Below are 5,843 nucleotides of genomic sequence, written 5' to 3' on the forward strand. Positions count from 1 at the left end.
CTGAGGGGCAATTTCTCCTACTTCCTCGGCAATCAATCCGTAGAATCCCCAGTCACGCCTGTCATTTTCGCATTGCGACCTGTACCACACAGGGCGCATCTTGAAAATGAGATCGGCGTGCTCTGAATCTATCGTCTCTACTGAATGTTTATAGCGGATAGACGATGTTGACCGCAGCACAGACGAAATTGCGGGGTCAGGATTAAGATAAAGGTTTGCCGCAGCTGTAGTCGTGGCCAAATTCCATAAATAAAACGCTTCACGACCTGTCAGTGGATAAAAATCTCCGCCATAACGACCGCTTTCCAGATCGTTCACTTCCACTTTGTTTTTCAGCTTATTATCCACTTCTGTTTTTGTGTATCTGGTACTGATATCCTGCTTTGCACTGTCCATATCAGTCTGAAGCGTTGATACTTTTCCGCTAATTGATGAAATATCTTCCTTAGCTTTACTGACATCCCCCTTTAGCTTGGTGATATCTCCTGGAATTACTGTCGATGTAGCCATTTCTCTACCTCACATCCAGCCACGAAGTTGATGCTCAACAACAACCGCGTATTTATCGAATATTGACGATTTTTTTGCATCATTAATGATGCGCACGTTTACAAAATATCCGTCTTCCTTAACACATACCGGCTCGCCATCTTCAGTAAGTTCTCCGGTTTCTTTGTACACGTTACCTATCACATCAATGAGAACATTGTTCTGCATTACCTCGTCATCTTCATAACCAATGCTATCCATAAAGGCCGAAAAGTCGGCCTTGTTTATGAATTTGAGGGTTAAGTCTCGCATTATATTCTTTCTCCCATTTGTGCATCTGTCAGTTCCTTATGCCAGATACGTAAATTGCGCACGTGTCCAAATAAATGCCTGTTACCTGATATTGATTGACCGCCTATATTTATTGGCCCTTCTGTATAACGTTGTCTTGTGTGTTGTGATACACCAACAGCGCCAAAGTTACCGTTTATAACAGCACGCAATTCTTTCTGCTCTGTAAACTTAAACCCAGCAATAAACCTGCGGGTTGTCCTGTTACAGTAGGCTTTATACTCGGTCTTTGTTCCTTTTCCGTTAGTTATAATTGAGCGCGCGCCTCCAGAGGTAAAACCAAAATACATATAACTTTCATCAGCAACATCCGTTGTTGCGCCAGTTATTGACACGTTAAGAAGCCTTGCTGAACCTTCACTGTTTGGCATTTTGTCCCAGTTGATATTAACTTCCATAAGAACGCTTAACGGAGGCGTTGACCAGTTCAGTCTTATTGGCATTATTACCACGTCACTAGCCCGTGTAACTGCCACATCTGATGTAACGATAAATGATGATGCACACGATCCTTTTTCAAATTGCGGCGTAGTAAACATTATCTGATCGCCTTTTTTGATCGCCCTTTTATCTGCTCCCATTTCAAAGCGCCCATACATGCTTTTTGCTTCTGGTGATTTATATGTAAATTCGACGCGTAACCATCCGTTAGCTTCTCTGTATATGACATGATTTACAGCATCCCCACCAGAAAAACCTAAAACATCACCAGTTTCGCAATCTATGTAGGAACCAGCTACCAGCGTGTTGCTTGTGCCGTCATCGTTAACGAAAGATATTCTGGGTCTTAAAGTTATAATACCTTCTCCATTTATCTTCTTAACCCTACAGGACAAGGTAACAGATTCATTTGCAGCAACATCAATAACCCTACTGTATCCAGTAGATATTATCGTCGCCCTTTCAGTAGTTGATGTTTCCTTTACATCGAACAAACCATATTTAAAACCATATTCATCAACCGATGTGGTTATTTCTATATTCTTGTCGTCATAATTCCATAATGAAGGATTGTTACTATTAGTAAATGTATTTGTCCTCTGACCTTCAATTAATAAACCTTCCTTTTCAAAGCGCGGATCGTTAATTTCTGCAAAAGCAAATGAACCTGATTTGTTTATATACGTTGCAGAAGTGGAGCGAGTGAAAGATACAACCTTCTCTGATGGAAAAGTAATAACATCATCACCGATAGTTACTTTTTTATAACCAGGAGCGAAACCAGTAATCATTTCCAGTGAATCGTTAAACGGTATCCACACATCGGGAAGCGGCTGCAAAACTTGTTTATACGGCTCCGCAGCCTGGCTTGCATACTCTCTGGCTGCGTCTTCACTCGCTTTTGCAGCCGTCTGGCTTGCAGCTGATGCTTTCGCCGAGTTAGCCGCCGCAGTCTCGCTTGTCTTTGCGTTGGTTTCGCTCGTCTTTGCTGCTTTTTGACTGTTAGCTGATGCAGTGGCAGAAGCAGCCGCCGCGCTTGCAGAACCAGCTGCAGCACTCTCGCTTTCGGCTGCTGCATCCTGACTGCTTTTCGCCGCAGTTTCGCTGGCTTTGGCATTCGTTTCGCTGGTCTTCGCTGCCGTCTGGCTGGACTTTGCGTTAGTTTCACTCGTCTTCGCAGCTTTCTGGCTGTTAGCCGCTGCAGTTGCTGATCCAGCAGCTGAAGTCGCAGAACCGGCTGCCGCGCTCTCGCTTTCGGCTGCTGCATCCTGACTGCTTTTCGCCGCAGCTTCACTGGCTTTGGCATTCGTTTCGCTGGTTTTCGCTGCCGTCTGGCTGGACTTTGCGTTGGTTTCGCTCGTCTTTGCGGCTGTCTCACTGTTTTTCGCGTTGGTTTCTGATTTTTTGGCTGCTGTCGCGGAGTTTGCCGATGCAGTCTGTGAGGCCGCTGCCGCTTTCGCACTGTTACCTGCATTCGTCTCTGACGTTTTCGCCGCGTTCCTGGACGATGCCGCTGCAGTTTCGGATTTCTTTGCCGCCGCTGCGCTCTGAGAGGCGGCTTCGGCGTTGCGTGCCGCTTCTTCCACCATTGCCTCAAAACGACGCAATGCCTCCGGCATGACATCATCTTCCGTCATGGCACCGAGAAAATCATTCAGCGTACCTGGTCTGGAACCTTCATAGACGGTAATGGTCCCGGCATGTGAAGGCGGAAAACCTTCAACCAGCAGGGTGACGCTGTACTGGCCATACTCAACGTCCATGCTGTAACGCCCGGCTTCATCCGGATTTTCAGAGGCCACCGTGTTCACCAGTACCGTGGTGCTGTTACGCTTTGCCTTCAGTTGAATAGTGCAGTTCTGTATTGGTTTTCCCGCACCATCTTTCAGCACACCTGAAATCTGTACTGCCATACTCACTCCACAAATAAAAAAGGCGCCATTTCTGGCGCCCGTATTGGGGTTATAAATATTTCAACGGATACTGATACCGGAAGCAGCTTTTTTGGTCACAATCACCGTACAGTCTGTGATGTTACCTGCGCCCTGATTGCCTTTCTGGAAAATCTTAAACTCCAGAGTGACGCTACCACCACCACTCGGCATATCAATAACCGCACTGTAACTACCGGGAATGGCCCCTTTAGTTTCTCTGGATGCGATTAATACGCCGTTTTTGCGAACTTCAAAACCATAACCCGTGTATCGCGTACCTCCCGGGTTATTACCGCTCCCCGGATCGTCATACGCCATACCGTTAAAAATAATGGGCGGAATAATGATTTGGCGGTCAAAGTTATGATCATCGTAAATGGTGACTGTAACCGTCCCGCCTGGTGTTTCCGTATTGCCCCACGAGCCAGTTTTTTTCGGGAATGGCTTAGATACAGCTTTAACGAAGTCACCTTTGACCTGAGTAGCCTCGAGCATTCCCTTAATCGTACAGTTCTCATTTATCGTGACGTTGTTGAGCGCCCCGGAGTTCGCATTCACGTTACCGCTGATATCGGCATTTTTCGCCGTCAACCGCCCGTCCGGTGTCAGGGAAAATACCGGCGGATTGCCGCCGCTGGTAATGGTGGGAGCCGTCAGATACTTCAGGAACACTTCGTTCATGAATATCTGGTTGCCCCGCGCCACAAACATCGGCGTTTCATTCCCGTTTGCCGGGTCAATAAACGCGATACGGTTAGCGGCAACCAGAAACTGGCTCAGTTTACCTTCCTCCGTATCCTCCATGCTGAGGCCAAGCCCCGCGACATAATGCTTACCGTCTTCTGTCTGCTCAATTTTGACGCCCCACATGGCATTCCATTTATCGTTGGCGTCTTTCCACTCTTTCGAAAACTCCTCCAGTTGGCTGGCGTTATCCTCCGTCAGCTCGACTTTTTCCAGCAGCTCCTTGCCGAGATGGGATTCAGTTATCTGGCCTTTGAAAAAATCCAGGTAACCTTCCGCATCATCGCTCGCCCGACCGACAGCCTCCACAAATGCCGATTTGCCAACGGTGTTCACACTGCGGATATAAAAATAATAATCATGGCCCGGCTTAATATTGATACTGGCGGCTATCCAGTACAGCGCCGTGCCAAGATAGCGGGCTGTGGTTTCAACCTGCCTGATATCCGCAATCCGCTTTTCCGAGAACCAGAACTCAAACTGTACCGTCGGGTCATAAACGGCAAGATGCGGCGTGGCTGTTATCTGAAAATAGCCCGGAGTCAGCTCAATCTGTGACGGCGCTGCCGGTGCGGCAATCCGGAACGATACCGACGCCGGGTCTCCCTGCTGCCCCCAGGCATTTGTCGCCCGGACTGCCAGCCTGTAATTTCCCAGCGCCAGTTGCCTGAAGCGGTATGTGGTTTCCGTCGTCCGGGCCGTGCTGACCAGCCGTTCACTGCCATCATCCGCAGCCACGGTCAGGCGAAGCAGGAAGCTCACGCCCTTCACCACCGTCGGCGTGTCCCAGCGCGCCAGCACCTGATATTCCCCGCTGTCTGCGGTGACTTCTGCGGTCAGGTGCTGCACCGCTGGCGGCGTGACACCATTCACCGTGCCGCTCTGGTCACCGTCAAAGTGCGCCCCGTTATCCACGATGGCTTCTTTCTCCGGCACATGCTGCACGGCAGTGATGGCATACGTACCGTCATCGTTCTCACGGATACTCACACAGCGGAACAGGCGCTGGCGCAGCGTCGGCAGCTTCAGCCCCCACACGCTGTACTCGGCAACGCCGTCAGGAACCCGGCTCACTTTCACCTTCACGCCGTCGGTGACGGACTGGACCTCCACGCTGACCGGATTCCCCTGTCCGTCAACCAGGCTTATCAGCGTGGTGCCGGAGGATGGCAGCGTGATTTCACGGTCGAGCGTCAGTGTCCGCGTCTGGCTGTTCACCGCCAGCACGCGCCCGCCGATGCTGATACCCGCATAGTCATCATCACAGATTTCAATGACATCGCCCGGTACATGGCGAAGCCCTTCTGCACCCACGCTGAAGTCCACGGTCTGCGTTTCCAGCAGCTCCGTTTTAATCAGCCACAGCCCGGCGCGGTGCGCCTGCCCCCGGCTGGTACAGCCAAAGGCATCCATCTTCGTGACGTTACGACCGTAACGGGCAATGGCCTGCGTGTCCTCCACAAGCTCTGTTGCCGTTTCCCAGCCGTTATTCGGGTCAATCCAGTTCACCTCAACGGCATTATGGCGGTCCTTCAGGGCGCTGAAGCTGTAGCGGAACGGCGCGCCATCATCCGGCATCACCACATTACTGCGGTTATAGGTCCACACCTTATCCGACGGTCGGTCCTGCACGAACGTCAGCGTCTGCCCGTTCCATACCGGCATACAGCGCATCGCCGAGCAGAAATCACTGAGAACATCCCACGCCTTACGCTGTGTGGTCAGGTACGCATTACAGGTGATGCGCGGCTCCGTGCCGCCAAAACCGTCCGGCACCGACTGATCGCAATGCTGGCCGATGACATACAGCGCCCATTTGTCCACATCCGCCGCACCAAGACGTTTCCCCATGCCGTAGCGCGGATGGGTCAGCATATCCCACAG

At 50.6% G+C, this 5,843-nt stretch carries 4 protein-coding genes; all 4 read right to left on the minus strand.

The annotated features are described in order from the left end of the window. On the minus strand, positions 1-510 hold a 510-nt coding region (locus FEK66_RS24720), incomplete at its 3' end, for a tail fiber domain-containing protein (RefSeq protein WP_138211638.1). 9 nt (positions 511-519) lie between these two features. After that, entirely contained in the window at positions 520-801 is a 282-nt protein-coding gene (locus FEK66_RS24725) for a hypothetical protein (RefSeq protein WP_001205336.1), read from the minus strand. Further along, on the minus strand, positions 801-3,194 hold the full coding sequence (locus tag FEK66_RS24730; RefSeq protein ID WP_135493782.1) for a prophage tail fiber N-terminal domain-containing protein: 2,394 nt from the start codon (positions 3,192-3,194) through the stop codon (positions 801-803). The genes FEK66_RS24725 and FEK66_RS24730 overlap by 1 nt, the downstream gene beginning before the upstream one ends. 60 nt (positions 3,195-3,254) lie before the next feature. After that, positions 3,255-5,843 (minus strand): host specificity protein J (locus FEK66_RS24735; RefSeq protein ID WP_171023582.1); only part of this gene is annotated, 2,589 nt, incomplete at its 5' end.

The organism is Escherichia sp. E1130, from assembly GCF_005781065.1.
In the GTDB taxonomy this organism is placed as follows: Bacteria; Pseudomonadota; Gammaproteobacteria; order Enterobacterales; family Enterobacteriaceae; genus Escherichia.

Excerpts from the sequence above, each read along its gene's own strand:
- FEK66_RS24725 (WP_001205336.1), bottom strand. The coding sequence starts at position 801 with ATGCGAGACTTAACCCTCAAATTCATAAACAAGGCCGACTTTTCGGCC.
- FEK66_RS24730 (WP_135493782.1), bottom strand. The coding sequence starts at position 3,194 with ATGGCAGTACAGATTTCAGGTGTGCTGAAAGATGGTGCGGGAAAACCA.